General features: G+C 36.8%; 2 pseudogenes. Both read left to right on the forward strand.

The features are described 5' to 3' along the window. Window positions 1-370 precede the first annotated feature (370 nt). Window positions 371-583 (forward strand): annotated as a pseudogene (locus ACWCV9_RS37670) (IS5/IS1182 family transposase); the annotation flags it as partial. Continuing rightward, window positions 573-800, forward strand: a pseudogene (locus ACWCV9_RS37675) (transposase); the annotation flags it as partial. The pseudogenes ACWCV9_RS37670 and ACWCV9_RS37675, both read left to right, overlap by 11 nt. Window positions 801-1,024 lie beyond the last annotated feature (224 nt).

Below are 1,024 nucleotides of genomic sequence, written 5' to 3' on the forward strand. Positions count from 1 at the left end.
CCGATCTTGAAAACTGCTCTAATATTAGCATAGCAACAATTTATTTAAGAAAACAGCCTTATAATTAAGGAGGGCACTGAAAAAGTCTATATCTTTTCACATTGCGAGGTATTCAACGATTAAATCGTTGAATACCTCGCTTTTTTCATTTGGCACTGTGACTCTACTGTTGTTTTCCGAAGCATTCCGCTCGCTTTCCGCGGGCGAGCGCCGAGCCTCCTCCTACGCTTCGCTTCGTGCGGGGTCTCGTCTGTCTCGCTTTCCCGCAGGAGTCGAGCGATGCTTCTCCAAACAACGCAATGTATCACACTATTATTTTAGTCACGCTTTCCTTTATAATAAAAGAATTAATGTGCAGGTGGTGGCCCCGATGATTTCAAATCAAGAAACCCTTAATTTAAGTCCATATATGGCGATCTACGATATTGTTGTGCCAAAAGATAATATACTTCGCCAAATCAATGAACTTGTTGATTTTTCATTCATTTTAGAAGAGTTAAAAACAAAATATTGTTTAGACAATGGACGTAATGCCATTCCTCCAATTCGTATGTTTAAGTACTTATTATTAAAAGTCGGATACACATGCCGAACAAGAGGCATTTCAAAATACGGAAGCATTTAAGCAATTAGCCGCAAATCGCTACAAAGTAGAAGCGAAGAATAGTGAATTAAAAAACGGACACGGGTACGATACGGCATCGACTGCGGGTCTATTTGGCATGGAAATTCAAGGTGCTACAACGATATTCGCTGTCAATTTGAAACGGATATTAAAGCTACTAAATGAAAATGAATAAGGAATAGAGACAGAAATAAGGCGCTTCCTGTTCAAAATCGAACAAGAAGTGCCTTATTTTTATCTGAGAAAGGTTCGCTTTTATGAAAACGTAAGTTTTTCAGTGCCCTCTATTTTTTCTAGTCGCTTTTTAAATGTTTATTCACCGAATAACATTTAATATTTATTTATAAAAGATAATTTTTTAATGATTATCATTAAAAATATCTTGATTCCAACTCTGCT

It is taken from the genome of Streptomyces sp. NPDC001606, from assembly GCF_053596835.1.